Genomic DNA, 25,525 nt, shown 5'->3' with positions numbered 1-25,525 from the left:
AAAAATTATGAAAGCATTACATTTTGGCGCCGGAAATATTGGTCGCGGTTTTATTGGAAAATTACTGGCTGATGCCGGGATTCAGCTGACGTTTGCCGACGTTAACCAGGTGGTTCTGGATGCGCTGAATGCCCGTCATGAGTACCCGGTTCATGTGGTTGGCGAGCAGGCTCAGGTCGAGATCGTCAAAGGCGTGAATGCGGTTAACAGCACCAGCGATGACATCATCCCGCTGATCGCTGAGGTTGATATCGTTACCACGGCGGTTGGCCCGCAGATCCTCGAACGCATCGCCGGTGGCATTGCGAAAGGTCTGGCAAAACGCAGTGATAACGGTAATACCCGCCCGTTAAACATTATCGCCTGTGAGAACATGGTGCGCGGCACTACCCAGCTGAAAGGCCACGTGATGAAGGCGCTGCCAGAGCAGTATCACGCCTTTGTTGACGCGCACGTGGGCTTCGTCGATTCCGCCGTGGACCGCATCGTGCCACCGTCTGAAGCCGGCACCACCGATCCGCTGGAAGTGACCGTCGAGACCTTTAGCGAATGGATTGTGGATAAAACCCAGTTCAAAGGCGATCTGCCCGCCATTCCGGGCATGGAACTGACCGATAATCTGATGGCCTTTGTGGAGCGCAAGCTGTTCACGCTGAACACCGGACATGCCATTACCGCATATCTTGGCCAGCTGGCCGGGCACCAGACCATTCGCGATGCGATCCTCGATGAGAAGGTGCGTGCCGTAGTGAAAGGTGCGATGGAAGAGAGCGGCGCGGTGCTGATCAAGCGTTATGATTTCGATGCTGAAAAGCATGCTGCCTATATCCAGAAAATTCTCGGCCGCTTTGAAAACCCGTACCTGAAAGATGACGTCGAGCGCGTTGGACGCCAGCCGCTGCGTAAGCTTAGCGCGGGCGATCGCCTGATCAAACCCACGCTGGGCACGCTGGAGTACGGCCTGCCGCACGCCAACCTGGTGACCGGCATTGCCGCCGCGATGCATTATCGCAGCGATCAGGATCCGCAGGCTCAGGAGCTGGTCGGGCTGCTGAACAGCAAAGGCGTCAAGGCGACGCTGGCACAGGTATCAGGCCTTGAGGAAAACAGCGACGTGGTTGCTGATGTGGTGAAGGCCTTTGATGCCATGGCGTAACGCCCACTTCAACGGATGAACGGACAGGGCACACGCGTGCCCTTAAAGGCGGCCCTCGCCTGGTGATGAACGATATGCAGGCTCTCATGGAAAAACCACAGGCTTTTGAGAATCGGGTGCTTGAACGCCTGAACACCGGACGAACGGTCAGAAGCTTTCTGATCGCGGCGGTTGAGCTGCTGGCGGAGGCGGTGAACCTGTTGGTGATCCAGGTGTTTCGCAAGGATGACTACGCGGTGAAGTATGCGGTAGAACCGCTGTTACTGGGTGATGGCCCGCTGGGCGAACTGTCTGTGCGGCTGAAACTGATTTACGGCCTCGGCGTGATCAGCCGGAGCGAGTATGAAGATGCCGAACTGCTGATGGCGCTGCGTGAAGCGCTGAACGATGATGGCACCGAGTACCGTTTTACCGATGATGAACTGTTAGGCCCGTTTGGCGAACTGCATTGCGTGACGGCATTTCCGCCGCGCCCTGACCTCTCCAGCGATGATGCCGAGCTGCGCGCCATGCTGCAGCAACGCTATCAGCAGGTGGTCAGATCGACGATGGTGCTTTCTTTGACCGAACTGATTTCGCGCATCAGCCTGAAGCAAGCGTTCAAAAAGTAACGCGTCACCTTTCCCTCTTGCCGTCGCATTGTGTATCCTTGCGGCAATGAATCACTTCACGGTTAATGACAATGAAAGAAGAAGTCCAGGCAGAAATCAGGATCCTCAGCGATAAGCTGGATGCCCTGAACTACAAAGAGCAGCCACTGCTGGCGTCCGGCGACACGGAAAAGCTCGGCGAACTGCTGAAAGAGAAAGACAAGCTGATCGAAGAGCTGGAGCGTCTGCGTGGCGTTCGCGAGCAGAAGCTGAGTGCGGAAGCGCAGAAGCTGAAAGATATGCCGTTCAGCCGTGCCATCACCAAGAAAGAGCAGGCCAATATGGGCGCGTTCAAAAAGAGCGTTCGTGGCCTGGTTGTGGTGCATCCGATGACCGCATTAGGTCGTGAGATGGGCCTGCAGGAGATGACCGGCTTCGCGAAAACCGCTTTCTAATCGCGCTTTCGCCGATAAAAATGCCCGCATATGCGGGCATTTTTCATTTGGGGATCCGGCTTATTTTTTGGCGTATTTCGCCTGCAGCGTGGCGAACCACGGCGCAACGAAGTCAGTCGATTCGCCCCAGCCTGGAATGATTTTGTTCAGCGTCGACACGTTGACCGCGCCAGACTGTGCCGCCAGCTGCGCCTGAGAGATCGCCGCCGCTTTAAACTGGTAGGTCGCTGGCGTGGTTTCGCCGCCAATTTTGTTGGCCACCAGACGCATATTTGTCGCACCAATCAGCTTGCTGTCGACCGCCACCGTTTGCTTCCACGGGCTGTCTTTCTGGTGCATCAACTGCAGATCCTGGTTGGAGACATCGATGCTGTATAGTTTGATCTCGGTACGGCCATTCTCCTGCAAGGCTTTATAGGCGCCCTGCGCGAACGCATCCCATGAACCCCAAATCGCATCGATTTTGCCTTTCGGGTATTTCGCCAGAATGGCGCCAATTTTGTTGGCGGTATCGCCCTGCACGTCGGAAGAAACCGCACCGATTGATTCCAGCTGATGCAGACCTGGATTGGCCTTCAGCACTTTCTCATACACCACCTGACGACGTTCCATCGCCGGGAAGCCCGCCACCCACAGCTTGACGATATTGGCCTTGCCGTTGGTGTCTTTGATCAGCTGGTCCAGCGACAGCTGCGCCAGCGACGCATCGTCCTGCGCGGTGACCGTCACGCCTGCAATCGGCTGGTTCACCGGCGTATCGAACACTGACACCTTGATGCCGGCATCGGTAATGCGCTTCACCAGCGCCGTGGAGTACGGGTCTTTACCGTGCGACAGGATGATGCCGTCATACTTCTGGCTGATCGCCTGATTAACGAAGTCCTGGAAACGCGCGTCGTCGCCGTTGCTGAGGAAGGTGCTGACCTTAAAGCCCAGCTTGCGGCCTTCCTGAATGGCACCGGCAACGAACTGCGTAGTGTTGTCATCCGAACCGAGGTTACGGATCACCGCGATACGGATCGGGCCGTCGTGATTAGCGATAGCGGCAGGCACCGCAGCCGTGTCAGCAAAGGCAGGTACGGCGATCAGCAGGCTCAACGCCAGCAACGATGTAGTCAGTTTTTTCATTATTATGTTTACCCTGTCTGAAGAAGTAAGCGCCTAGCGGCGCTGGATGTAGGTAATGGCCAGTGCGATAGCCAGCACCAGGCCTTTGATGATATCCATCGCGTAATACGGCACCGAGAGCATCACCAGTCCGTTCTGTAACACGCCAAGGATGATGGCACCCACCAGCGTTCCCAGCGCGTTTGGCTTGCCGGAGCCCGCCAGAGAAAAACCGATCCAGGCCGCCGCCACGGCATCCATCAGATAGCCGCCACCGGCATTGACCTGCGAAGAACCAATACGGGACGCCAGCAAAATCCCGCCCAGTCCCGCCAGCAGTGAAGCCATGACGTAGGCCAGCACCCGGTAGCGGTTGGTGCGGATCCCGGACAGACGCGCCGCCTCAGGATTGCCGCCAATCGCATACATACGGCGACCGTGTTTGGTCAGCGAAAGGCCCAGCTGCGCAACGACCGTCACCACCAGCATGATGATCACGATGGTCGGCACCTGCCCCAGCAGCGAGAAGTTGGCCGGGATGGTCCCTTCCGCCATATCGCCGCTCGGCATCACCATATTTTCGGTAATCGAGCCGCCGAAGCTGTAGGTCATCGCCACCCCCTGCACCACAAACAGGCTGGCTAATGTCGCCAACATGTCGGGAATGCGCAGGATCACGATGAGAAAGGCGTTGAACAGCCCAACCAGCGTGCACAGCAGCAGGGTGATGACGATGGCTTCCGTCGAGCCGTAGCCGTACCAGACGAACAGTGAGATCACCAGGGAGTTGGCCAGCGAGGCGGTCGAGCCCACCGAGAGGTCGAATCCGCCGATGGTCAGGGAAATCGACACCCCAATCGCAATCACCGTGACGATGGCGATAGAGCGCAGGATATTGATGATGTTAGTGGGTTCAAGGAAGCTGTCTGACGCCAGGCCAAAGGCGGCGATCAGCGCGACCACCGTCAGCAACATTCCCCATTTATAGAGAAATTCAAACAGTTGGTGGCGCACAGAGGGCGCAGCCTTCAGGGAAATATCTTTGCTGCTCACGCAGGCGTTCCTCCGGTGGAATAAAGTAAAAGCGTTTCTTCATCAACGTCACTGGCATCCATTTCTGCCACGATACGCCCGTCCCAGAGCACGCAAATGCGATCGCATAAGCCCACCAGTTCGGCGAATTCGCCGGAGGCATAAATCACCCCTTTTCCCTGGCGGGCCAGACCATCAATCAGTTCGAACAGGTCGGTTTTGGCTTTGATATCGACGCCTTTGGTCGGCTCATCAAAAATCAGCACGTCTGCGTCGTTGCGCAGCCATTTGCCGATCGCCACTTTCTGCTGGTTGCCGCCCGACAGGCGACGCAGCGTTTGTTGTGGGCCGGTGGTGCGCACGCCCAGCTTGTTGATCACCTCTTCGGCCCATTGCCAGGCCTGACGGTGACCAAACAGACTCCAGCGTGAGAAGCTGTTATCTGCGGTGACGCTGAGGTTCATCGCCACCGACTCATCAATAAAAATGCCTTCTTTGCGGCGCTCTTCCGGGATCAGCGCCATACGGTTGTCGACCGCGGCGTGCGGGGAAGAGGGTTTCCACGGCTTGCCGTGCAGCTCACCCTTCTCCACGCGGCTATTACTGGCACCAAACAGCGCTTTGCACAGTTCGGTTTTCCCCGCGCCGGCCAGTCCGGCAAGGCCGAGGATTTCGCCTTTGCGCAGCGTCAGCGAGATGTCCTGCAGCAGCGCATCGTCGTGCAGGCCGTCAACCTTCAGCAGGATCTCATTACTGAACGGCGGTCGGCGCGGCGGGTAAATGTCGTCCAGCTGATGCCCGAGCATCTTCTCGACAATCTGCTCGCCATCCAGCTGGGCCATCGGGCAGGTTTCAATCAAGCGGCCATCGCGCAGCACGGTCAGTTGATCGCAAATGGCGCGCAGCTCGTGGATGCGGTGGGAGATAAACACCACGCCGATGCCGTTGCTTTTCAGCCGGCGTACGACGGCGAATAAGCGCTCGCTTTCGTTTTGATCCAGCGGCGCCGTGGGCTCATCGAGGATCAGAAAACGGCAGTGGTGGGAAAGCGCGCGGGCCAGCAGAATTTGCTGCTTCTCGGCCAGCGTGCATTGATCGATGCGGCGACGGACGTCCAGCGAGACGTCAAGCTGCGCCAGCAACGCGCGCGCCTGTTTGCGCACTTCGCCCCAGTGGTAGACCTGTCCGCCTTCGGCCAGGCGATCCAGCATGATGTTTTCCGCCACGCTGAGCGTCGGCACCAGCGCCACATCCACTTCCTGCTGCACCAGATGAATACCCAGCTGCTTGGCATCACGCGGGGAACGGATGCTGACCGGCTGGCCATCGAGCAGGATGTCACCGCTGTAGTGATCGTAAGCGCCGGACAGTACTGCCATCAGCGTCGACTTCCCGGCCCCGTTTGCCCCGGTCAGCGCATGCACCGAGTGGCCTTCAAGGCTGAAATCAACGCCATTCAGGGCTGTAAAACCGCCAAAAGCGATGGAGATTTGACGCATTTCAACGCGATTTACCACAGTCATGAACAATAACTCTCTGGCAGGTGAACAAAACAGGTTGCCGCATTTTTTATTGGATTGTTACGGCTGGCAACGAACGAAAGCGCATAAGCTAACACAAAACGTTATTAGCCATCCAGACATCCAGCCATATAAGCGGTTAAAACCAGTGAGACAGCGGTATCCAGCATAATCCGGGGGGATAATGACAACAGGCAGCATTTCACTCGGCGTGGAACCCACCGACCGCGAAGATCAAGGGGCATAAAAAAACCGTCATTACTGACGGCTTATTTTGCGGGCCACTTACCGCCCCCAAAGGGGCGGCCATCGTTGTCAGAACGTTTCCCAATTCGCTTCGCTGAGCTGGGTTGGGGTGATGGCTTTCGGGGCCGTTAGCGTTGAGCGCAGCGGTGCTGGCATCGCCGGGCCAGGCACCTTGCGGCCCGCAACACCTTCATCGGCGGACAGGCGGAACACCGCTACCGCCTGGCTTAACAACATCGCCTGCTCTTCCAGCGAATTCGCGGCGGCGGCGGATTCTTCCACCAGCGCGGCGTTTTGCTGGGTGGTGTTGTCCATCTCCACCACTGCCGTCGACACCTGGCTGATACCGCGGCTCTGCTCGTCAGAGGCGGAGGCAATTTCACCCATAATGTCACGCACGTTGGAGACCGACTGCACGATATCCTGCATCGTCATTCCGGTATTTTCGACCAGCTGCGCACCGCTGTTAACGCGATCCACCGACTCTTTAATCAGCCCTTCAATCTCTTTTGCCGCCTGTGCCGAACGCTGGGCCAGGTTGCGCACCTCGCTGGCGACGACTGCAAAACCACGGCCCTGTTCACCGGCACGCGCGGCTTCCACCGCCGCATTCAGCGCCAGAATATTGGTCTGGAACGCGATGCTGTTGATGGTGGTGGTGATATCGGCGATGCGCTTCGAGCTTTGCGAAATTTGCTGCATGGTTTCCACCACGTCTTTCACCTGTCGGCCACCGGTCTGAGCGGTGGTTGAGGCCTCAGACGCCAGCTTGCTGGCGTGGTGCGCGTTATCGGCGTTCTGTTTTACCGTGGAGCTTAACTGCTCCATGCTGGCGGCGGTTTGCTCAACGGCGGCAGCCTGCTGCTCGGTGCGGGAAGAGAGGTCGGTATTGCCGGCGCTGATTTCCGCCGCCGCATGGGCCACCTGACTGACGCCCGAGCGGATTTCGCCAATGATCTGACGCAGATTATCGCTCATGATGCCCACCGCGCTCATCAGTTGCCCCAGCTCATCGCGGCGCTCGGTGTTCACCCTGACGCTCAGATCGCCGTTGGCGATACGCTCGGTGGTTTCCAGCGTGTCACGCAGCGGACGGGTGATCTGGCGGGTAATGACCATGGCGATAATAATGCCCAGCACCAGCGCGGCGAAGGTGACCGCAGACATGGTGGTAATGGCGGTGGCGACGTTCTCGCGGGTCATTCTCAACTGTTTTTGTACCAGCGCTTCCACCAGCTTATTCATCTCCGCAGCCTGCTTAATCATCACCGCGGCCGCGGCTTTCTGTTCCTGATACGCCGGAACGTAGGACAGCACGCTGGCCTTATAGCTAATCAGGCGGTTTTTCAGCGGCTGCAGCGTGGCTTCCTGCGCGGGCGTCACCAGGCTGGCAAAAGTATCCAGCGTCACCGCCGCATTATCTGCCGAGGCGCTCAATATCGCCGCCGTTTGCTCGGAAGGCCCGGCAATCAGGCCGCGCACGGCGTAATGCACGTCCAGCAAGGCATAGTCCAGCTTGCCCATCAGCACCTGCAACTGCAGATCGGCGGTCGGCCCCAGCTCTTGCTTCAGGTCGAGGAAGGCCGCTTCACTGGCCGAGAGGTTCCAGCTGTTTTTGATGCCATCGCGGGTGTTCACCGCGTTGACATAGTTGGACTGCGCCTGCTGGTAGGCTTTGACCAGCCCAGGGAAGGTGTTCAGCCACGCGCGGCTTTCGGCATCAAATACCGAGGTGCTCATCATCTTGTCGAACAGCCCCAGCGCGTCGGCGATTTTTTTCTGGCTGAGGGCGATCTCTTTCTCGTCAAAGAACAGCTGATACTGCTTCTGGCTGTCCAGCGCAGCGCTGATATCGCTGCTGATGGCGTGGCTGAAGTCGACCTTGTCGGTCCGCTCTTTCACGTTGTTGAATTTCTGGATGCCGACGGCCGCAATCAGCGCAGCCAGCAGCAAAACCAGGGCGAAACCGGAACCGAGCTTCCTGCCGACGTTGAGGTTCTCGATGCGACGTTTAATGCTGTTAATCATTTTTATTATTTTCCCGTGACCCGATAGCGTATGGCGGCGAGCAGATGGACTGCGCGTTCGCCAGGTATGGTGATCCACTTAACAGTTTTACCTATCGGTACGGCAGGGCGAGGACTTTAACGGCCAGGCAGGCCAGCGGCAGGCGAATCTTCTGTTCGCCGGGGGAATGCGCAGAATGAACAGGAACTCTAATTAATTAGCAGGCAATAAAAAACCGACGAAGCGGACTCCGTCGGTTTATCGTCACGAATTAACGTGGCGGGGATTTATTTTGCTGCTGAGAAAAGCGCTGCCGCCTGATCCCAGTTAGCCACATCCCAGAACGCCTTGATGTAATCAGGACGTTTGTTCTGATACTTCAGATAGTAGGCGTGTTCCCACACGTCCAGACCCAGAATTGGGGTACCGGATGCGCCAGAGATCGCTTCGCCCATCAGCGGGCTGTCCTGGTTTGCTGTGGAAACAACGGCCAGCTTGTCGCCTTTCTTAACCAGCCACGCCCAGCCAGAACCGAAACGGGTGGTTGCCGCTTTTTCGAATTCAGCTTTGAACGCGTCAACGCTGCCGAAATCTTTTTCGATAGCCGCTTTCAGGTCGCCGCTCAGGGTTGTGCCGGTTTTCAGGCCTTTCCAGAAGAAGCTGTGGTTTGAGTGGCCGCCTGCGTTGTTACGCAGTGCTGCTTTCTTATCGGCAGGAACCTGATCCAGTTTAGCGATCAGCTCATCAACAGGCAGATCGGCAAACTCAGTCCCTTCCAGCGCCGCGTTGGCGTTGTTGACGTAAGCCTGGTGGTGTTTGCTGTGATGGATTTCCATCGTCTGCTTGTCGAAATGCGGTTCCAGTGCGTCGTATGCGTAAGGCAAGGATGGCAGTGAATAACTCATGTTCATCATCTCCATTTAATGGTGGGCGGCGCTGTTTCTGTTAGCACCGCGTAAGCAGTCGGATCATTATAGTTAAATAAACGATCCGTAAAAGGGTTATCAATGCCCCGACGTTTATAAGGGTTTACTGCGCAGCAGGCGCAGCGGCGCTTTTATGCCCTTTCCCTGCTGGGATAAAACCAAACGGTCTAAGGCTTTATTTCCCTAATGCTGCCAACGATTTATCCAACGCGCCAACCAGCCAGTCGATATCGCTCTCCTGGAACGCCAACGGCGGACGCAGTTTCAGCACATTGCCATACGGCCCCGCCACCGAGGTCAGCACGCGGTTTTCACGCAGCTTCTCGGTGACATCCAGCGCCAGCTGTTTGTCCGGCGTTTTGCTGGTTTTATCGGTCACCAGCTCGAAGCCGATAAACAGCCCGGCACCGCGCACATCGCCGACGCATTCGTATTTGTCTTTCAGCGTCAGCAGTTCACGCAGCAGCTTCTCGCCGACCACGCGGCTGTGTTCCTGCAGCCCTTCTTCCTTAATCACTTTCAACACCGCCTGCGCCGCCGCCATCGCCACCGGGTTACCGCCGAAGGTGTTGAAGTACGGAATATCGTCGCTGAAGGAGGCCAGCACATCGCTTTTGGCCAGCAGTGCCGACACCGGAATGCCGTTACCCATCGGCTTGCCGGTGGTGACGATATCCGGCACCACGCCATGGCGGGCAAAGCCCCAGAACGCATCGCCGGTACGGGCGAAACCTGGCTGCACTTCATCGGCAATAAAGATCCCGCCGTTTTTATGCACCACGTCCACCGCTTTCTTCAGGAAGCCTTGTGGCCCCGGCAACACGCCGTCAGAGGAGAAAATGGAGTCGGCGAGGAAGCCGGCAAACTTGATGCCGTTGGCTGCCATATCATCAATCTGCTTCTGAATTTCAGCCGCGAACCAGTCACCCAGATCGGGCGCGGTGACGCGATAACGATCGGGCGGGGACACCAGCCGGGTAGTGGTCGCCAGCGGCTGACCGGTGCCCAGCGCGGGCGAGACGCCAGACGTTAAGTCACTGGTGCCGTGATAGGCTTCCTGGCTGACGATAATGCCGGTGCCGCCGCTGTGCGCACGGGCAACGCGGATCGCCAGGTCATTGGCTTCTGAACCGGTACACATGTACATCGCGCGGTCGATTTCAGATGGCATGGTCGCCAGCAGTTCTTCGGAGTAATCAAGGATACGTTCGTGAAGGTAGCGGGTATGGGTGTTCAGCTGCTGCATCTGCTGGTAAACCGCGTCGATCACCGCCGGATGGCAGTGACCAATACTGGCGACGTTGTTATAGGCGTCGAGGTATTTATCGCCGTTGGCATCCCAGAGATACTGGCCCGCACCTTTCACCAGATGGACCGGCTTACGGTAGAACAGACGGTAAGATTCACCCAGCACCTTGCTGCGTTTATCGGTCAGTTTACGTACATCAGCGTCCAGGCCGTCGGCATGCTCGGCGCGAAAGCTGTTGGTGTCCATGATGGTCGAACGTGTAGCCATGATAACTCCCGTTGCGAAGTGAGAAATGAACGGGCAACCCGTGCGCCCGGATACCTTCATCATGGCAAGTTTTTGCCAAAATGCAACCAAATACACAAATACAATAAAATACACATGCAGCGACCGGCGATGTCGGTTAGGCTATGCCCATCCCCATTGGAAAAGGACACCACTATGCTGCAGGAAACCCGCTTACATCGCATTCGCGCGCTGCTGACCACATTAAATCACGTCAGTACCGAGCGGATCATTCGGGAGCTGGGGATTTCCAGGGAAACCGCCCGCAGAGACATTATCGAGCTGGAAGCCCTCGGGCTGGCGCGGCGGGTGCACGGTGGGCTGATTGCGCTGGATGCCGAGCCCGAGCCGCCGCTGACTGTCCGCAGCGAGGTCCGCGCGCGGGAAAAGCGTGCCATCGCCCGCGCCGCCGCGCAGCGGTTGAAGCCGGGGCAAACCCTGTTTCTCGATGCAGGCAGTACCACCACCATGCTGGCGGAAGAGCTGCGCACCATGTCCGGCCTGACCATCATCACTAACAGCCTGAATGCGGCGCTGAAGCTGTCGGCGGCCGAAGAGCATGAGACGCTGAATAATTCGGTGATTTTGCTGGGTGGCAGCATGCTGGCTGGCGCGCAGGAAACGCGCGGTGAGCTGACCGTCGGCGAAATCTTCCGGTATCGCGCCGATGTGGCGCTGATGTCGCCGGTGGGTATCGAGGCGAAAAATGGCGCCAGCAGTTTTCATCCGCACGAAGCGGCGATTGCGCGGGCGATGGCGCAGCAGGCCACGCAGCTGATATTGCTGGCCGATCACAGCAAACTGGGGCTGACCAGCCGCATGAATTATGCGGCGATCAAGGACATTACTGCGCTGATTACCGACAGCGGCGCGGCCAGCCTTCCGGCGTTTGCGGCGCTGGAAAAAGCGCTGCCCGAGGTGGTGCTGGCCTGAGCCGGAAGTCAGATCAGTCTTTGCGGGTGGGTGTAGACGGTGGCGCGGCCCGGTTTGCTGAAGCCGACCAGCGTCAGGTTGCTGCGTTCGGCGACCTCAACCGCCAGTTTGGTGGCCGCAGAGACCGCAAACAGGATCTCAATGCCGCACATCGCGGATTTTTGCACCATCTCATAGCTTGCCCGGCTCGATACTAACGCCGCGCCCTGTTGCCAGCCCGGCTGCTGGCATCGCAACCCCAGCAGCTTATCCAGCGCCACATGGCGACCCACATCCTCGCAGCCGCCTGCCAGATTGCCGTCGGGCATGATCCAGGCCGCAGCATGCGTACAGCCGGTCAGCTGCCCCACCGGTTGGAAACTTTTTAGCTGAGATAAGGCCTCATCCAGACGGGCGATTTCAAAGGTCTGGCTGAACGGCAGCGGTTGCAGCGGTTTGCCGATTTCCGCCAGCTGCTCCACGCCACACACGCCGCAGCCTGTGCGTCCCGCCATCGCCCGGCGTTGCTCTTTCAGCCCCATAAACCGGCGGCTGGAGAGCTCAACCTGCACCTCAATGCCGCCGCACGACGGCTGGATCTCAATGCCGTAAATATCCGCCGGCGAGGCGATAATCCCTTCCGACAGCGAGAAGCCAATGGCGAAGGCTTCAAGGTCTTTTGGCGTCGCCATCATCACCACATGCGAGATGCCGTTATACACCAGCGCCACCGGCACCTCATCCGCCAGCCAGTCTGGCTCCGGAGTGTCCAGCGATCGACGCTGCCGCACCTCGACCTGGCTCAGCCCTGCGATCTCACTCACAATCTCGTCACATTTACTGCTCATATTCACCTGAAACCCATCCCACGGACTACGACCACATAGTTACTGTGGTAATGTTTTAACCACAAGCGTTCAGAAAAGATTCTAAAGATTCTGAACCTGTGACCGCCTTATCGCAAAACTTATTGAGCACTGTCGAAACAGGAATGACACCATGAATGTCAGCAGAAGAAGCTTCTTCAAAATCTGCGCGGGTGGGATGGCAGGAACCACGGCGGCGATGCTCGGCTTTATGCCCGAGGTCGCGCTGGCGGAAACGCGCCAGTACAAGCTGCTGCGCGCCCGTGAAACGCGTAACACCTGCACCTACTGTTCCGTTGGCTGCGGGCTGTTGATGTACAGCCTGGGTGACGGCGCAAAAAACGCCAAAGAGTCGATTTTCCACATTGAGGGCGACCCGGATCACCCGGTCAGCCGGGGCGCGCTCTGCCCGAAAGGCGCTGGCCTGCTGGACTTTATCCACAGTGAAAGCCGCCTGAAAACCCCTTCCTACCGCGCGCCGGGTTCCGATAAGTGGCAACCCATCAGCTGGGATGAGGCGTTAGATCGCATCGCCAGATTGATGAAAACCGACCGCGACGCCAACTTTATCGAGAAGAACGCCGCCGGCACCACGGTCAACCGCTGGCTGAGCACCGGGATGCTCTGTGCGTCCGCCTCCAGCAACGAAACCGGCTATTTAACGCAGAAATTAACCCGCTCGCTCGGCATGCTTGCCGTCGATAACCAGGCACGCGTCTGACACGGACCTACGGTAGCAAGTCTTGCTCCAACGTTCGGTCGCGGTGCGATGACCAACCACTGGGTTGATATTCGAAATGCGAATGTGGTGATTGTGATGGGTGGCAACGCCGCTGAAGCGCATCCGGTTGGATTCCGCTGGGCGATGGAAGCCAAAATCCATAACAAGGCCAAACTGATTGTGATCGATCCGCGCTTCACCCGAACCGCGTCGGTTGCCGATTTCTATACCCCGATCCGCTCCGGTACTGACATCGCTTTCCTGTCAGGCTTATTGCTGTACCTGATCAGCAACAACAGGATCCAGCGCGAATACGTTGAGGCTTACACCAACGCCAGCCTGATTGTGCGTGAGGATTACCACTTCGACGACGGGCTGTTCAGCGGCTACGACGAAGCCAACCGCAAGTACGATAAAACCAGCTGGAACTACGAGCTGGACGAGAGCGGCTTTGCCAAACGTGACCCGACGCTGACCCACCCGCGCTGCGTGTGGAACCTGCTGAAAGAACATGTCAGCCGCTACACGCCGGAGGTGGTGGAATCGCTGTGCGGCACGCCGAAAGCCGATTTCCTCTACGTCTGTCAGGTGCTGGCGGAAACCAGCGCCAAAGATCGCACCGCCACCTTCCTCTATGCCCTCGGCTGGACGCAGCACTCGGTAGGCGCGCAGAACATTCGCACCATGGCGATGGTTCAGCTGCTGCTGGGCAATATGGGAATGGCCGGCGGCGGGATTAATGCCCTGCGCGGCCACTCCAATATCCAGGGGCTGACCGATCTGGGGCTGCTGTCGCAGAGCCTGCCGGGCTATATGACGCTGCCGTCAGAAAAACAGGCCGATCTGCAAACCTATCTGACCGCCAATACGCCGAAGCCAACGCTGCCGGGCCAGGTGAACTACTGGAGCAACTATCCAAAGTTCTTCGTCAGCATGATGAAGGCCTTCTACGGCGATAAGGCACAGAAGGAGAATAACTGGGGCTTCGACTGGCTGCCGAAGTGGGACAAAGGCTACGACGTGCTGCAGTACTTCGAGATGATGTCAAAGGGCCAGGTCAACGGCTACCTGTGCCAGGGCTTCAACCCGCTGGCGTCATTCCCGAATAAAAACAAGGTGGTGCAGTCGCTGGCGAAGCTGAAGTTCCTGGTGACCATCGATCCGCTGAACACCGAAACCTCCAACTTCTGGCAGAACCACGGCGAATTTAATGACGTTGACCCGTCGCAGATCCAGACCGAAGTGTTCCGCCTGCCGTCCACCTGTTTTGCGGAAGAGAACGGCTCGATCGTCAATTCCGCCCGCTGGCTGCAATGGCACTGGAAAGGGGCGGATGGCCCTGGCGAATCGCGCAATGACGGTGAAATCCTCTCCGGGATTTATCAGCGCCTGCGCGAGATGTATGCCAAAGAGGGCGGCGCGCTGCCGGAGCAGGTGTTGAACATGAGCTGGAACTATCTCACGCCGGACAATCCGGCGTCAGAAGAAGTGGCGATGGAAAGCAACGGCAAGGCGCTGGCGGATCTGATGGACGACAAGGGCACGCTGCTGGCGAAAAAGGGCCAGCAGCTGGGCAGTTTTGCCCTGCTGCGTGATGACGGTTCCACCTCCAGCGGCTGCTGGATCTTTGCCGGCAGCTGGACCGCAGACGGCAACCAGATGGCGCGGCGCGACAACACCGATCCGTCCGGGCTGGGCAACACCCTGAACTGGTCGTGGGCGTGGCCGCTAAACCGCCGCATCCTGTATAACCGCGCTTCTGCGGACCCACAGGGCCAGCCCTGGGATCCGAAACGGGCGCTGCTGCACTGGGATGGCGCGAAGTGGGTCGGGCAGGATATCCCGGACTACAGCACCGCCGCACCGGGCAGCGATGTCGGGCCGTTTATCATGCAACCGGAAGGGATGGGACGCCTGTTCGCGCTGGATAAAATGGCGGAAGGGCCGTTCCCGGAACATTACGAGCCGTTCGAAACGCCGCTGGGCACCAACCCGCTGCATCCCAAGGTGGTGTCCGATCCGGCCGCGCGCGTGTTTAAGGACGATCTGGCGGCGATGGGCAAAGCGGACAAATTCCCGTACGTCGGCACCACCTACCGTCTGACCGAGCATTTCCACTTCTGGACCAAGCATTCGCTGCTCAACGCCATTGCGCAGCCGGAACAGTTTGTCGAAATCGGTGAGGGGCTGGCGGGCAGGCTGGGAATTGTGGCGGGCGACACGGTGAAGGTGAGTTCAAACCGCGGCTATATCAAAGCCAAGGCGGTGGTCACCAAGCGTATTCGAACGCTGACCGTGGACGGGAAACCGGTCGATACCATCGGCATTCCTATCCACTGGGGCTTTGAGGGCGTGGCGAAAAAAGGCTTCCTCGCCAACACCCTGACGCCGGTTGTCGGCGATGCCAACACGCAAACGCCGGAGTTCAAGGCGTTCCTGGTTAACGTAGAAAAGGCTTAGCCACATTAGCTGGCTAAGGGGAACGATTATGGCTTATCAATCACAGGATATTATTCGTCGTTCCGCCACCAACGGCTTCACGCCTGCCCCGCAGGCGCGCGATCATCAGCTGGAAGTGGCGAAACTGATCGACGTGACCACCTGCATCGGCTGCAAGGCCTGTCAGGTTGCCTGTTCGGAGTGGAACGACCTGCGCGATGAAGTCGGGCATAACGTCGGGGTGTACGACAACCCGGCCGATTTGACCGCCAAATCCTGGACCGTGATGCGCTTTTCCGAGGTGGAGGAGAACGGCAGGCTGGAGTGGCTGATCCGCAAAGATGGCTGCATGCACTGCGCCGATCCCGGCTGCCTGAAGGCCTGCCCGTCCGAAGGCGCGATTATTCAGTACGCCAACGGCATCGTCGATTTTGAGTCCGAGCAGTGCATTGGCTGCGGCTACTGCATTGCCGGCTGTCCGTTCGATGTGCCACGGCTGAATAAAGAGGACAACCGCGTCTATAAATGCACGCTGTGCGTCGATCGTGTCACCGTCGGTCAGGAACCGGCCTGCGTGAAAACCTGCCCCACCGGTGCCATCCACTTTGGCAGCAAAGAGGAGATGAAGCAGGTTGCCGCAGAGCGCGTGACCGAACTGAACAGCCGCGGCTACGACCATGCCGGGCTGTACGATCCGGAGGGCGTCGGCGGCACCCACGTGATGTATGTCCTGCATCACGCCAACAAACCTCAGCTGTACCACGGCCTGGCGGAAAACCCGTCGATCAGCCCGGCGGTCACCTTCTGGAAGGGGATCTGGAAACCGCTGGCGGCGATTGGTTTTGCCGCCACCTTCGCGGCCAGCGTGTTCCACTACGTCGGCATCGGGCCGAATCGGGTGGAAGATGACGACGATAACCTGCACGACAGGGAGGAAGACCAATGAGAAAGCGCGACCGCATTCAGCGTTACAGCGCGCCGGAACGCATTAACCACTGGATCGTGGCGTTTTGTTTTGTGTTTGCCGCACTCAGTGGGCTCGGCTTCTTCTTCCCGTCCTTTAACTGGCTGATGCATGTTCTCGGCACGCCGCAGCTGGCGCGCATTCTTCACCCGTTTATCGGCGTGATTATGTTTGCCGCCTTCTTGCTGATGTTCCTGCGCTACTGGCGGGATAACCTGATTGAGCGCGACGATCTGGAGTGGGCAAAGAACATCCGTAAAGTGGCGCAAAATGAAGAGGTCGGGGATACCGGCCGCTATAACTTCGGCCAGAAATGCGTGTTCTGGGCGGCGATCGTCAGCCTGCTGTTGTTGTTAGCCAGCGGCATCGTCATCTGGCGGCCTTATTTCGCCGGCGCATTCTCCATCCCCATCATCCGCCTGGCGTTGGTGGTCCATTCCGTCTCGGCGGTGGTGTTAATTATGGTCATCATGGTGCATATCTACGCGGCGCTGTGGGTGAAAGGCACCATCACCGCGATGGTTGAGGGCTGGGTAACGCCGGCCTGGGCAAAAAAACATCACCCGCGCTGGTATCGCCAAATCAGAAAGAATAAACCCTGAAATCAGCCCGTTGCTGGCAGAACCGGGGTGCCGGTGCACCCCGGACGCGGGCAGAAAAATGGCTTAAAATTTCCCAAAACAAGGATCGGGGTGATACCGGGCGCTATAATTCCGAACAGAAATGCGTATTCTGGGCAGATATCCTCACCACAGGAAAAGAGACTGATGACTATTCGCATAATCCCGCAGGAGCAGCTGGAGAAAAGCGACAAAAATGCGGCGGATTTTATTCCGCCGTTACTTTTCCCCAGGTTGAAAAATTTATACAGCCGACGCGCAGCCCGGCTGAGAGAACTGGCAGAGAAAAATCCGCTGGGTGACTACTTACGCTTTGCGGCGGTGGTGGCCAGTGCGCAGGAAATCGTGCTGTACGATCATCCTTTGCAGATGGACCTGCATGCCCGACTGCTGGCGACGGCAGCCAGCGGAAAGCCGCCGCTGGATATCCACACCCTGCCGCGCGATCACCACTGGCAGCGCCTGCTGCACTCGCTGATTGCCGAAATGAAGCCCGAGATGACCGGTCAGGCGCTGGCCTCGCTGGAGAATCTGGAAAAAGCCTCGGCGACCGAGCTGGAAACCATGGCCAGCGCACTGTTCTCTAACGAATTTTCCCAGGTCAGCAGCGATAAATCACCGTTTATCTGGGCGGCGCTGTCGCTGTACTGGGCGCAGATGGCGGCACTTATTCCTGGCAAAGCCCACGCAGAATACGGCGAACAGCGGCAGTTCTGCCCGGTGTGTGCCAGCGTGCCGGTGGCCAGCGTGGTGCATATGGGCACCCAGGGCGGCCTGCGCTATCTGCACTGCAACCTGTGCGAAAGCGAATGGTATGTGGTGCGATCAAAATGCAGCAACTGCGAACAGACCCGTGACCTGCACTACTGGTCACTGGACTCCGAAGTGGCACCGGTTAAAGCGGAAAGCTGCGGCGATTGCGGCACTTACGTGAAAATGCTCTATCAGGAAAAAGATCCGGCCGTTGAGCCGGTGGCGGACGATTTGGCCACCCTGATCCTCGACGCCCGTATGGAGCAGGAAGGTTTTTCACGTAGCAGTTTGAATCCCTTCCTTTTTCCGGGAGAATAACGGCAGCCGCTGGGGCCACCTGCGCCAGCGATGCTATCTGTCCACTCCGGCCGACACCCGTCGGCGCCACAGGGGAAATGCGTAATGAAATTGATTGGCACCTATACCAGCCCTTTTGTCCGTAAGATTTCCGTCATCATGCTGGAAAAGGGCATCACGTTTGAATTCATTAACGAAAATCCCTGGACTGATGAGAGCCACGTGCCCGGCTACAATCCGCTGGGAAAAATCCCGGCGCTGGTGACCAGCCCCGGCGAAACCTGGTACGATTCGCATATCATTGCCGCCTATCTGGAACAGATGGACATTGCGCCAGCACTGGTGCCGCGCGATAAGCTGGCGGCGTTAAAGGTGCTTCAGCTGGAGGCGCTGGCTGACGGCATTGGCGATGCGGCGGTGATTTTGCTGCGTGAACAGATGCGTCCGCCCGAGTTTCAGATGGAAGCGCAGCTGCTGCGCCAGCGTGAGAAGATCCAGCGCGGGCTTGATGCACTGGAAATCGAAGCGGCAAAAGGCACGGTGCTCAACAGCGACACGCTGAATCTGGCCGATATCGCCACCGCCTGCCTGATCGGCTTCCTCAACTTCCGCCGGATTGTGCCGGGCTGGTGCGTTGAGCGACCGGCGCTAATCAAACTCGCTGAGAAGATGTTCGCCCGTGACAGCTTTGCCCGTACCGTTCCTCCAACCGCCTGATCCATTATACGGACGTAATGAAGACACTATTCAGTCAGCTTCCCGCCATCGATAGCCTGCTTCGGGAGCCTGCCATGCAGGCTCTGCGCGTTCAGTATGGCCATCAGCAAACCACCGACACCCTGCGCGCCCTGCAACAGGAAGCCCGCGAGCAGATTCTGGCGCAGCAACAGCTTCCCGCCTGGTGCAGCGACTGGCCGCAGGCCGCCGCGGCTCGCCTGCAACGGCAACAGAGCACGGCGCTCAAGCCGGTGCTGAATCTCACCGGCACGGTGCTGCACACCAATCTGGGACGCGCATTGCTGTGTGAAGAGGCCGTTGCGGCGGTGACTCAGGTGATGCGCTCGGCGGTGACGCTGGAGTATGCGCTGGAAGAAGGCGAGCGTGGGCATCGCGACCGCGCGCTGGCTGAGCTGCTGTGCCAGCTGACCGGGGCGGAAGACGCCTGCATCGTCAATAACAATGCCGCCGCCGTGCTGCTGATGCTGGCCGCGCTGGCACCCGGTAAAGAGGTGGTGGTCTCCCGCGGCGAACTGGTCGAAATCGGCGGCGCGTTCCGCATTCCCGACGTGATGAAGCAGGCGGGCTGCACGCTGACCGAAGTGGGCACCACCAACCGCACGCACCTGAAGGATTACCGCCAGGCGCTGACGGAAAATACCGCGCTGCTGATGAAGGTCCACACCAGTAATTATCAGATTGCCGGCTTTACCTGCTCGGTCGCCGAAAGCGAGCTGGCGACGCTGGGCGAAGAGTGCGGTGTGCCGGTGATCGTCGACCTCGGCAGCGGCTCGCTGATTGACCTCAGCCAGTACGGCCTGCCGGCGGAACCGATGCCGCAGCAGCTGATTGCCGATGGCGTCAGCCTGGTGAGTTTTTCTGGCGACAAGCTGCTTGGCGGCCCGCAGGCCGGCATTATCGTCGGCAAGAAAGCGCTGATCGCCCGGCTTCAGCAACATCCGCTGAAGCGGGCGCTGCGGGTCGACAAAATGACGCTGGCTGCCCTTGAGGCCACGCTGCAGCGCTATCTGCAGCCGGAAACGCTGGCCGTTCAGCTCCCCACGCTGCGCCTGTTAACCCGCACGCCACACTCGATTGCCGAACAGGCCGGGCGCCTGCTGCCGGTGTTGCGTGAGGCCTGTGGCGCGCATTTTTTGGTGGAGATCGCGCCCTGTTTATCGCAGATCGGCAGCGGATCGCTTCCCGTCGATCGCCTGCCCAGCTTTGCGCTGACCCTGACGCCGCACGACGGCTCCGGCAGCCGCCTGCAGCAGCTGGCCGCCAACTGGCGAAAACGCGAGGTGCCGATCACCGGACGTCTCTCCGCCGGAAAACTCTGGCTGGATCTGCGTTGCCTGGAAGATGAAGAACTGTTTATCAGGATGATTTCGTTATGATTATGGCCACTGCTGGTCACGTCGACCACGGTAAAACGGCGCTGCTGGAAGCGATCACCGGCGTGAATGCCGATCGCCTGCCGGAAGAGAAAAGCCGGGGAATGACCATTGACCTGGGCTACGCCTACTGGCCGCAGCAGGACGGTCGGGTAATCGGCTTTATCGATGTTCCTGGCCATGAAAAATTCCTCGCCAATATGCTGAGCGGCATCGGCGGACTGGATCGCGCATTGCTGGTGGTGGCCGCCGACGACGGCATCATGCCGCAAACCCTGGAACACCTGGCGATCCTCCAGCTCAGCGCGGTGCCGGCCCTGACCGTCGCCCTCACCAAGGCGGATACGGTTGACGAAGCCCGGCTGCAAACCCTCAGTGGCGACATCACCGCCCTGACGCACGACATGGGCTGGACGATCGATCTGTTTATCACCAGCACCCAGTCCGGGATGGGCATTCCGGCACTGGCTGCGCACCTCAGCCAGCTTCCCGACAGGGAAAGAGCCGCAGGCAAAACTTTCCGTCTGGCCACCGACCGGGCGTTTAACGTCAAGGGCGCGGGCACCGTGGTGACCGGCACCGCGCTCAGCGGCACGGTGAAGGTCGGCGATAAGCTGTGGCTGACCGGCCTGAACAAAGCGGTACGGGTTCGTGGCTTGCATGCGCAGAATCAACCGGTTGAACAGGCGTATGCCGGCCAGCGCATCGCCCTTAATCTGAGCGGCGGCGTGGAAAAAAGCGATATCTCACGCGGTGACTGGCTGCTGGAATCCCCGCCTGAAGCGGCTTTCGATCGCGTTATTGTCGAATTGAGCAGCCACCCGCCGTTGCGCCAGGGACAGCCGCTGCATCTGCATCATGCCGCCAGCCATATCACCGGCCGGATTTCACTGCTGGAAGGCGCGCTGGCGGAGCTGGTGCTGGATAAACCTCTGTGGCTGGCCGATAACGATCGGCTTATCCTGCGCGATATCAGCGCACAACAGACGCTGGCGGGCGCCCGCGTGGTGCAGCTTACGCCGAGGCGGCGTGGCAAGCGTCAGCCGGACTATCTGCGCTGGTTACATCAGCTGGCACAGTCTGCTGAGGATCCGCAGGCGATTGCGCTGTACCTGAAAGCCCAGCCGTGCCGCAGAGAAGCGCTAAGCTGGGCCCGGCAGTTAACGCCGGCGGCGCTGGCCGCCTGTGTGGCAACGATTGCGCCGGTTGAGGCCGGTGACACTCTGCTGCTGAGCGACACGGCAGAAATGTGGCAGGAGCAGGTATTACTGACGCTGGCGGAGTACCATCAGAATAACGGCGATCGGGCCGGTCTTGGCCGTGACCGGTTGCGCCGCATGGCGCTGCCCAACTTGCCCGACACCGTTGGCCTGGCGTTAATCGATCGCCTGTCGGCCAGCGGTAAACTCAGCAATAACCGGGGCTGGTTGCATCTTGACGGCTTCAGTATTCAGTTTGAGCCGGACGAAGCCGCGCTCTGGCAGCAGTGCGAGCCGCTGTTTGCCCATAACGCCTGGTGGGTCAGGGATCTGGCGACCACCCTTGCCGTGGACGAAGAACGTATGCGGCAGGTGCTGCGCAAGGCGGCCCAGGCCGGGTACATCACCGCGATTGTGAAAGACCGCTATTTCCTCAGCGAACAGATGAAGGCGCTGGCCGATATGATCCGCCAGCGTGATGCAGAAGGACACGCCACCAGCGCGGCGGATTTCCGCGACAGCCTTGGCGTGGGTCGCAAGCTTGCCGTACAGATTTTGGAGTTTTTCGACCGCAGCGGCTTTACCCGTCGCAAGGGCAACGACCATTTACTCAGGGATGCCGGGATGTTCCTTTAATGAAAACACTGCACGTTCTGAAGCACTACTATCACGCCCGTCCCCGCCTGTTGGTGGCCTTAGTGCTGGCCGTGGTGTGCTTTTTCTTTTTACCGGGGCAGCAGCCGCTGGTGCAGAGGCTGTTGGTCAGCTGGAACGTGCTCGCCTGGCTGTACCTGCTGTTCCTTTGGTGGCTGCTGTTAAGAACGCCAACCGATCGGATTGCCCATATCGCCCGCGAACAGGATGAAAGCGCCGGCACCGTGCTGGCCCTGGTGTGCCTGACCTGCCTGGTCAGCCTGCTGACCATTCTGTTTGAGCTGACGGCCGTTAAGCATCTGCCGCAGGCGCAGCAGGCCGGCCACATTGCCCTGACCGCCGCCACGCTGGTGGTTTCCTGGTCGCTGTTGCCGACCGCCTTTGCCATGCACTATGCCCACCTGTATTACCAGCAAGAGGGGCAAGGCGAAAAAACGCTGCTGTTCCCCGAAAAACCCGAGCAGCCAGGCTACTGGGATTTTATTTACTACGCCTTCACCATCGCGGTGGCCGCGCAGACGGCGGATGTCTCCACCGGCAATACCCGGGTTCGCCGCATTACCACCCTGCAGGCGGTGTTATCGTTCTTGTTTAATCTGGCCATCCTGGGCCTGTCGATCAACGTCGCCGCAGGCTTGCTCAGCTGACCATTTAAATTCAGAAGCGTGCGCTGACCCCGAGGTTATACATAAACTGTTCCCCGGAACTCAGCCCGCCGGTCTGGGAAACGGAGGCAAAGGCCGCCACCGAATCCCCCAGCGGCATATGGGCACCGACGGTGACATCCACCCAGTTGCTGTCCTGCTCTGCCGTATCACGGGTGAACGAGGTTTGGGTGGATTTCAGTCCGCCGCCCGCCCGCCAGACGTTATCGCCAAACTGGTGGTTATAACTGACCTCCGCCCACGGGTTCAGCCAGCCCAGCTGGGAATCGACCCGCCAGCCCAGCGCACCAATCTGTGAGTGATAGTTCTGATCATCAAAGCGCATGGCGGTGCTGCTGTTGCCCTGCTCCTGATAGCCGTCCACCGAACTGTAATCCAGCGCGTATTGCGCTACCGGGCCGGTGGTCAGCAGCGTGCCGACCGGGAAGTCCCAGCCGGTGGTGACTCTCGCGCCGATCTGGGTGCCGTTGGTTTCACCGCTTTCGGTTCGCGTGGCGGGCCCCAGCGTCAGGCGACGCTTGATGCTGTCGTAACTGGCCGAGGCATAGTGCGCGTCGGTATTCACCCAGCCGTTATCGAAGAACGACAGCTCGCTGTAGGCCGAAATCAGCCAGCCGCGCATCTTATACTCATAATCTGGCGTCGGTTGCTGCGAGTCGTTAGAGCCGGAGACCAGCGCGCCCACCAGCAGCGTGTCGGTCAGCTTGTAGTCCACGCCCAGCGTCAGATTATGCGTGGTGGCATCGCCATCGCCGGCGGCGAGGTTGCCGGAATAGTCATTGTGTTGGCCAGCATAGCCGCCATACAGGCTGAACGCGCCCTGCGGATACTCGCCGTGGCGCTGCTGTTGCAGATGGCTGTCGAGGGTGGCGCGCGCATCGCGGGACATCGCCAGCGTCGCCTGATTCAGCGCCACCACCTGCGCAGGCGCATCGAGCACCGACTGGATGTAATCGGCAATCAGCAAATGGGTGGCAGGACTGGGATGCAGACGGTCAGCAAACAGAAACGCCTGCTGGCTGGAGAAGCCCGGCGTTGAGGAGCTGCACAGCGCTGCAGACACGCCCGGCGGACAGGCCATGCCGGCGGTGTTACTCAGGCCATAGTGCGCCGGATCGGCCAGCACTTCGTTAAACAACCCGTTGATATCAACCCGGACAATGTTGCCACCCTGACGGGCCAGCTGCGCGTCTTCCTGTTGGTTATAGCTGTCGGTTAACGCACTGGCCTGCGCGCTGAGGGCTTGCCAGGCATCAAACAGCTGGTCGGCGATCGCATCCTGCAACACGCTGACCGTGGTGAGCTGTCCGGCCGCGGCGGTCAACGCCTGCTTGATCGCCTGGTTGCGGGCATCGGGATTAAGGGTAGTCTGGCTGTTCAGCGAGGCAAACGCGGCGGTCAGCGCCGAATTAGCGACGGGTGCGAGGCCGGCCTGGATCACCGCCGCCAGCAGCGCCGGCGTGGCGCCAATATTGGGCACGGTGGGCACAATGACCGTGTTGGCGCCGGCGGTCAGCAGCGCATGAACCTGATTAGCCGCCGCGAACGCGCTGGTACTGACAATACCGTTCGCCGAGATGGGATTGAGGGCAGCGGCCGCCAGATCGTTACCGCCAACCCAGTGGACATACAGGCCATCCGCATCGGCCCGGCCCCCGTTGGCAGCGAGGTAAGTCTGCACCTGGTCGGCGGTATTATCGACCGGATTAAGCGCCGCCACCGCCACCGCATCACCGGCGGCGTAGTTGGTCCCGCCGCGATCGGAAGGGCGCAGAGATTGATTAATTTTGGCCGCCAGCACATCGTCGTACAGCGGATGCTGGCTGCCATCCCAGGTGTAACGGCCATTGTTGCCGCTGTCACTCAGGCTGTCGCCAAAGACATAAATCTGATCCCAGCCGAGGGCCGGGCTGCTTGCACAGAGATAACACGCCATCGACACTGCCCCAAAGGCCAGATAGCGTGTGCCATACCGTTTCTTTGACATGAAATGACTCCAGAAAAGAGCCTAAAATCGATAAGAGTGCGCGTATTATTGAATTTATTTACTGGTCAACCTGTCACTAACTATTGCCTGGAACGCGATAACGTCAAGGCAGCGGTGATTATTTTTCGGTCAACTTCATAAGGAAATTTAACCATGCAGCGATGCGGCTGGGTTTCACAGGATCCGATCTATCTTGCCTACCACGATACCGAGTGGGGCGTACCGATCACCGACGGCCAGGCGCTGTTCGAAATGCTCTGTCTGGAAGGGCAAATGGCCGGGTTGTCGTGGCTGACGGTGTTGAAAAAGCGCGAAAATTACCGCAACGCCTTCCATCAGTTCGATCCGCAGGCGGTGGCGCTGATGAATGAGGACGACATTGAACGCCTGATGCAGGACAGCGGCATTATTCGTCATCGCGGCAAAATCGCGGCAATTATTGCCAATGCCCGCGCGCTGCTGGCAATGGAAGCCCGGGGCGAACCCTTTAACACCTTTATCTGGGATTTTGTCGATAACGCGCCGCAAATTCACCGACATGCCGATTATCGCACCGCACCGACCTTTAGCCCGGTCTCTGATGCGCTTTCAAAGACCCTTAAAAAGAAAGGTTTTAAATTTGTTGGTACCACCACCTGTTATTCATTTATGCAGGCCTGCGGGCTGATTAACGATCATGTTACCGGCTGTTTTTGTCACCCGGATAACCTGAAGTAGCGTCTCTTTACACTTTAAGACCAAAGCACCGTTATTTTTTGCAAATT

General features: G+C 58.9%; 21 protein-coding genes. 13 read left to right on the top strand and 8 right to left on the bottom strand.

Translation table 11 applies throughout. The annotated features are described in order from the left end of the window. Nucleotides 1-7: 7 nt before the first annotated feature. The 3 genes from mtlD to AC0IXH_RS18020 all read left to right on the top strand — a co-directional run bounded on the left by mtlD (nt 8) and on the right by AC0IXH_RS18020 (nt 2,201). A complete protein-coding gene (gene mtlD, locus AC0IXH_RS18030) occupies nt 8-1,156 on the top strand; it encodes a mannitol-1-phosphate 5-dehydrogenase (RefSeq protein WP_013204523.1) in 1,149 nt (382 codons plus the stop codon). A 65-nt stretch (nt 1,157-1,221) separates the two neighbouring features. Beyond that, nucleotides 1,222-1,767 (top strand): mannitol operon repressor MtlR, encoded by a 546-nt coding sequence (gene mtlR, locus AC0IXH_RS18025; RefSeq protein WP_041692167.1) that lies wholly within the window; start codon nt 1,222-1,224, stop codon nt 1,765-1,767. A 71-nt stretch (nt 1,768-1,838) separates the two neighbouring features. After that, nucleotides 1,839-2,201, top strand: coding sequence for a YibL family ribosome-associated protein (locus AC0IXH_RS18020; protein WP_013204525.1), 363 nt, complete (start codon nt 1,839-1,841; stop codon nt 2,199-2,201). A 60-nt stretch (nt 2,202-2,261) separates the two neighbouring features. Here AC0IXH_RS18020 and AC0IXH_RS18015 read toward each other — a convergent pair whose 3' ends face one another. From AC0IXH_RS18015 to AC0IXH_RS17990, 6 genes are all read right to left on the bottom strand, one after another. Then, on the bottom strand, nt 2,262-3,329 hold the full coding sequence (locus tag AC0IXH_RS18015) for a sugar ABC transporter substrate-binding protein (protein WP_013204526.1): 1,068 nt from the start codon (nt 3,327-3,329) through the stop codon (nt 2,262-2,264). A gap of 33 nt (nt 3,330-3,362) precedes the next feature. Further along, complete coding sequence (locus AC0IXH_RS18010) at nt 3,363-4,361, bottom strand: ABC transporter permease (RefSeq protein ID WP_471720785.1); 999 nt, start codon at nt 4,359-4,361, stop codon at nt 3,363-3,365. Continuing rightward, a complete protein-coding gene (locus AC0IXH_RS18005) occupies nt 4,358-5,863 on the bottom strand; it encodes a sugar ABC transporter ATP-binding protein (protein ID WP_471720784.1) in 1,506 nt (501 codons plus the stop codon). The genes AC0IXH_RS18010 and AC0IXH_RS18005 overlap by 4 nt, the downstream gene beginning before the upstream one ends. A gap of 312 nt (nt 5,864-6,175) precedes the next feature. After that, the gene (locus AC0IXH_RS18000) at nt 6,176-8,134 is read right to left on the bottom strand and encodes a methyl-accepting chemotaxis protein (protein ID WP_346568306.1); all 1,959 of its coding nucleotides are present in this window, start codon (nt 8,132-8,134) and stop codon (nt 6,176-6,178) included. Nucleotides 8,135-8,400: 266 nt separating this feature from the next. Beyond that, entirely contained in the window at nt 8,401-9,018 is a 618-nt protein-coding gene (gene sodA, locus AC0IXH_RS17995; RefSeq protein WP_041692466.1) for a superoxide dismutase [Mn], read from the bottom strand. A 196-nt stretch (nt 9,019-9,214) separates the two neighbouring features. After that, nucleotides 9,215-10,555: an aspartate aminotransferase family protein gene (locus AC0IXH_RS17990; protein WP_471720783.1), complete on the bottom strand. Its 1,341-nt coding sequence runs from the start codon at nt 10,553-10,555 to the stop codon at nt 9,215-9,217. A gap of 174 nt (nt 10,556-10,729) precedes the next feature. Between AC0IXH_RS17990 and AC0IXH_RS17985 the strand changes: the two genes are divergently transcribed. Continuing rightward, on the top strand, nt 10,730-11,506 hold the full coding sequence (locus AC0IXH_RS17985; RefSeq protein WP_013204532.1) for a DeoR/GlpR family DNA-binding transcription regulator: 777 nt from the start codon (nt 10,730-10,732) through the stop codon (nt 11,504-11,506). 8 nt (nt 11,507-11,514) lie between these two features. Here the strand turns inward: AC0IXH_RS17985 and fdhD are convergent, their stop codons facing one another. Beyond that, a complete protein-coding gene (gene fdhD / locus AC0IXH_RS17980; protein WP_346596001.1) occupies nt 11,515-12,333 on the bottom strand; it encodes a formate dehydrogenase accessory sulfurtransferase FdhD in 819 nt (272 codons plus the stop codon). Between the two features lie 151 nt (nt 12,334-12,484). On the opposite strand from fdhD, the gene fdnG reads away from it, so the two are divergent. From fdnG to AC0IXH_RS17940, 8 genes are all read left to right on the top strand, one after another. Beyond that, nucleotides 12,485-15,532: a formate dehydrogenase-N subunit alpha gene (gene fdnG / locus AC0IXH_RS17975; RefSeq protein WP_471720782.1), complete on the top strand. Its 3,048-nt coding sequence runs from the start codon at nt 12,485-12,487 to the stop codon at nt 15,530-15,532. Nucleotides 15,533-15,560: 28 nt separating this feature from the next. Further along, nucleotides 15,561-16,457, top strand: a complete 897-nt coding sequence (fdxH, locus tag AC0IXH_RS17970; protein ID WP_013204536.1) for a formate dehydrogenase subunit beta — start codon at nt 15,561-15,563, stop codon at nt 16,455-16,457. After that, nucleotides 16,454-17,077, top strand: coding sequence for a formate dehydrogenase cytochrome b556 subunit (gene fdoI, locus AC0IXH_RS17965; RefSeq protein ID WP_105760527.1), 624 nt, complete (start codon nt 16,454-16,456; stop codon nt 17,075-17,077). Before fdxH ends, fdoI begins: the two co-directional genes overlap by 4 nt. A gap of 165 nt (nt 17,078-17,242) precedes the next feature. Beyond that, nucleotides 17,243-18,166, top strand: a complete 924-nt coding sequence (gene fdhE / locus AC0IXH_RS17960; protein ID WP_013204538.1) for a formate dehydrogenase accessory protein FdhE — start codon at nt 17,243-17,245, stop codon at nt 18,164-18,166. Nucleotides 18,167-18,250: 84 nt separating this feature from the next. Then, the gene (locus tag AC0IXH_RS17955; RefSeq protein WP_013204539.1) at nt 18,251-18,862 is read left to right on the top strand and encodes a glutathione S-transferase; all 612 of its coding nucleotides are present in this window, start codon (nt 18,251-18,253) and stop codon (nt 18,860-18,862) included. Between the two features lie 17 nt (nt 18,863-18,879). Beyond that, entirely contained in the window at nt 18,880-20,259 is a 1,380-nt protein-coding gene (gene selA, locus AC0IXH_RS17950; RefSeq protein WP_471720781.1) for an L-seryl-tRNA(Sec) selenium transferase, read from the top strand. Next, nucleotides 20,256-22,091 (top strand): selenocysteine-specific translation elongation factor, encoded by a 1,836-nt coding sequence (selB, locus tag AC0IXH_RS17945; RefSeq protein ID WP_471720780.1) that lies wholly within the window; start codon nt 20,256-20,258, stop codon nt 22,089-22,091. The genes selA and selB overlap by 4 nt, the downstream gene beginning before the upstream one ends. After that, on the top strand, nt 22,091-22,756 hold the full coding sequence (locus AC0IXH_RS17940) for a DUF1345 domain-containing protein (protein ID WP_013204542.1): 666 nt from the start codon (nt 22,091-22,093) through the stop codon (nt 22,754-22,756). The genes selB and AC0IXH_RS17940 overlap by 1 nt, the downstream gene beginning before the upstream one ends. A gap of 10 nt (nt 22,757-22,766) precedes the next feature. Here the strand turns inward: AC0IXH_RS17940 and AC0IXH_RS17935 are convergent, their stop codons facing one another. Beyond that, entirely contained in the window at nt 22,767-24,710 is a 1,944-nt protein-coding gene (locus AC0IXH_RS17935) for an autotransporter outer membrane beta-barrel domain-containing protein (protein WP_471721159.1), read from the bottom strand. A gap of 204 nt (nt 24,711-24,914) precedes the next feature. Between AC0IXH_RS17935 and AC0IXH_RS17930 the strand changes: the two genes are divergently transcribed. Next, the gene (locus AC0IXH_RS17930; RefSeq protein WP_346568294.1) at nt 24,915-25,478 is read left to right on the top strand and encodes a DNA-3-methyladenine glycosylase I; all 564 of its coding nucleotides are present in this window, start codon (nt 24,915-24,917) and stop codon (nt 25,476-25,478) included. The last annotated feature ends 47 nt before the right edge of the window (nt 25,479-25,525 follow it).

The sequence above is a fragment of the Erwinia sp. AC075 genome, from assembly GCF_979253995.1.
Note: the sequence above shows the minus strand (reverse complement) of the source record. Positions and strands in the feature narration are given on the sequence as shown.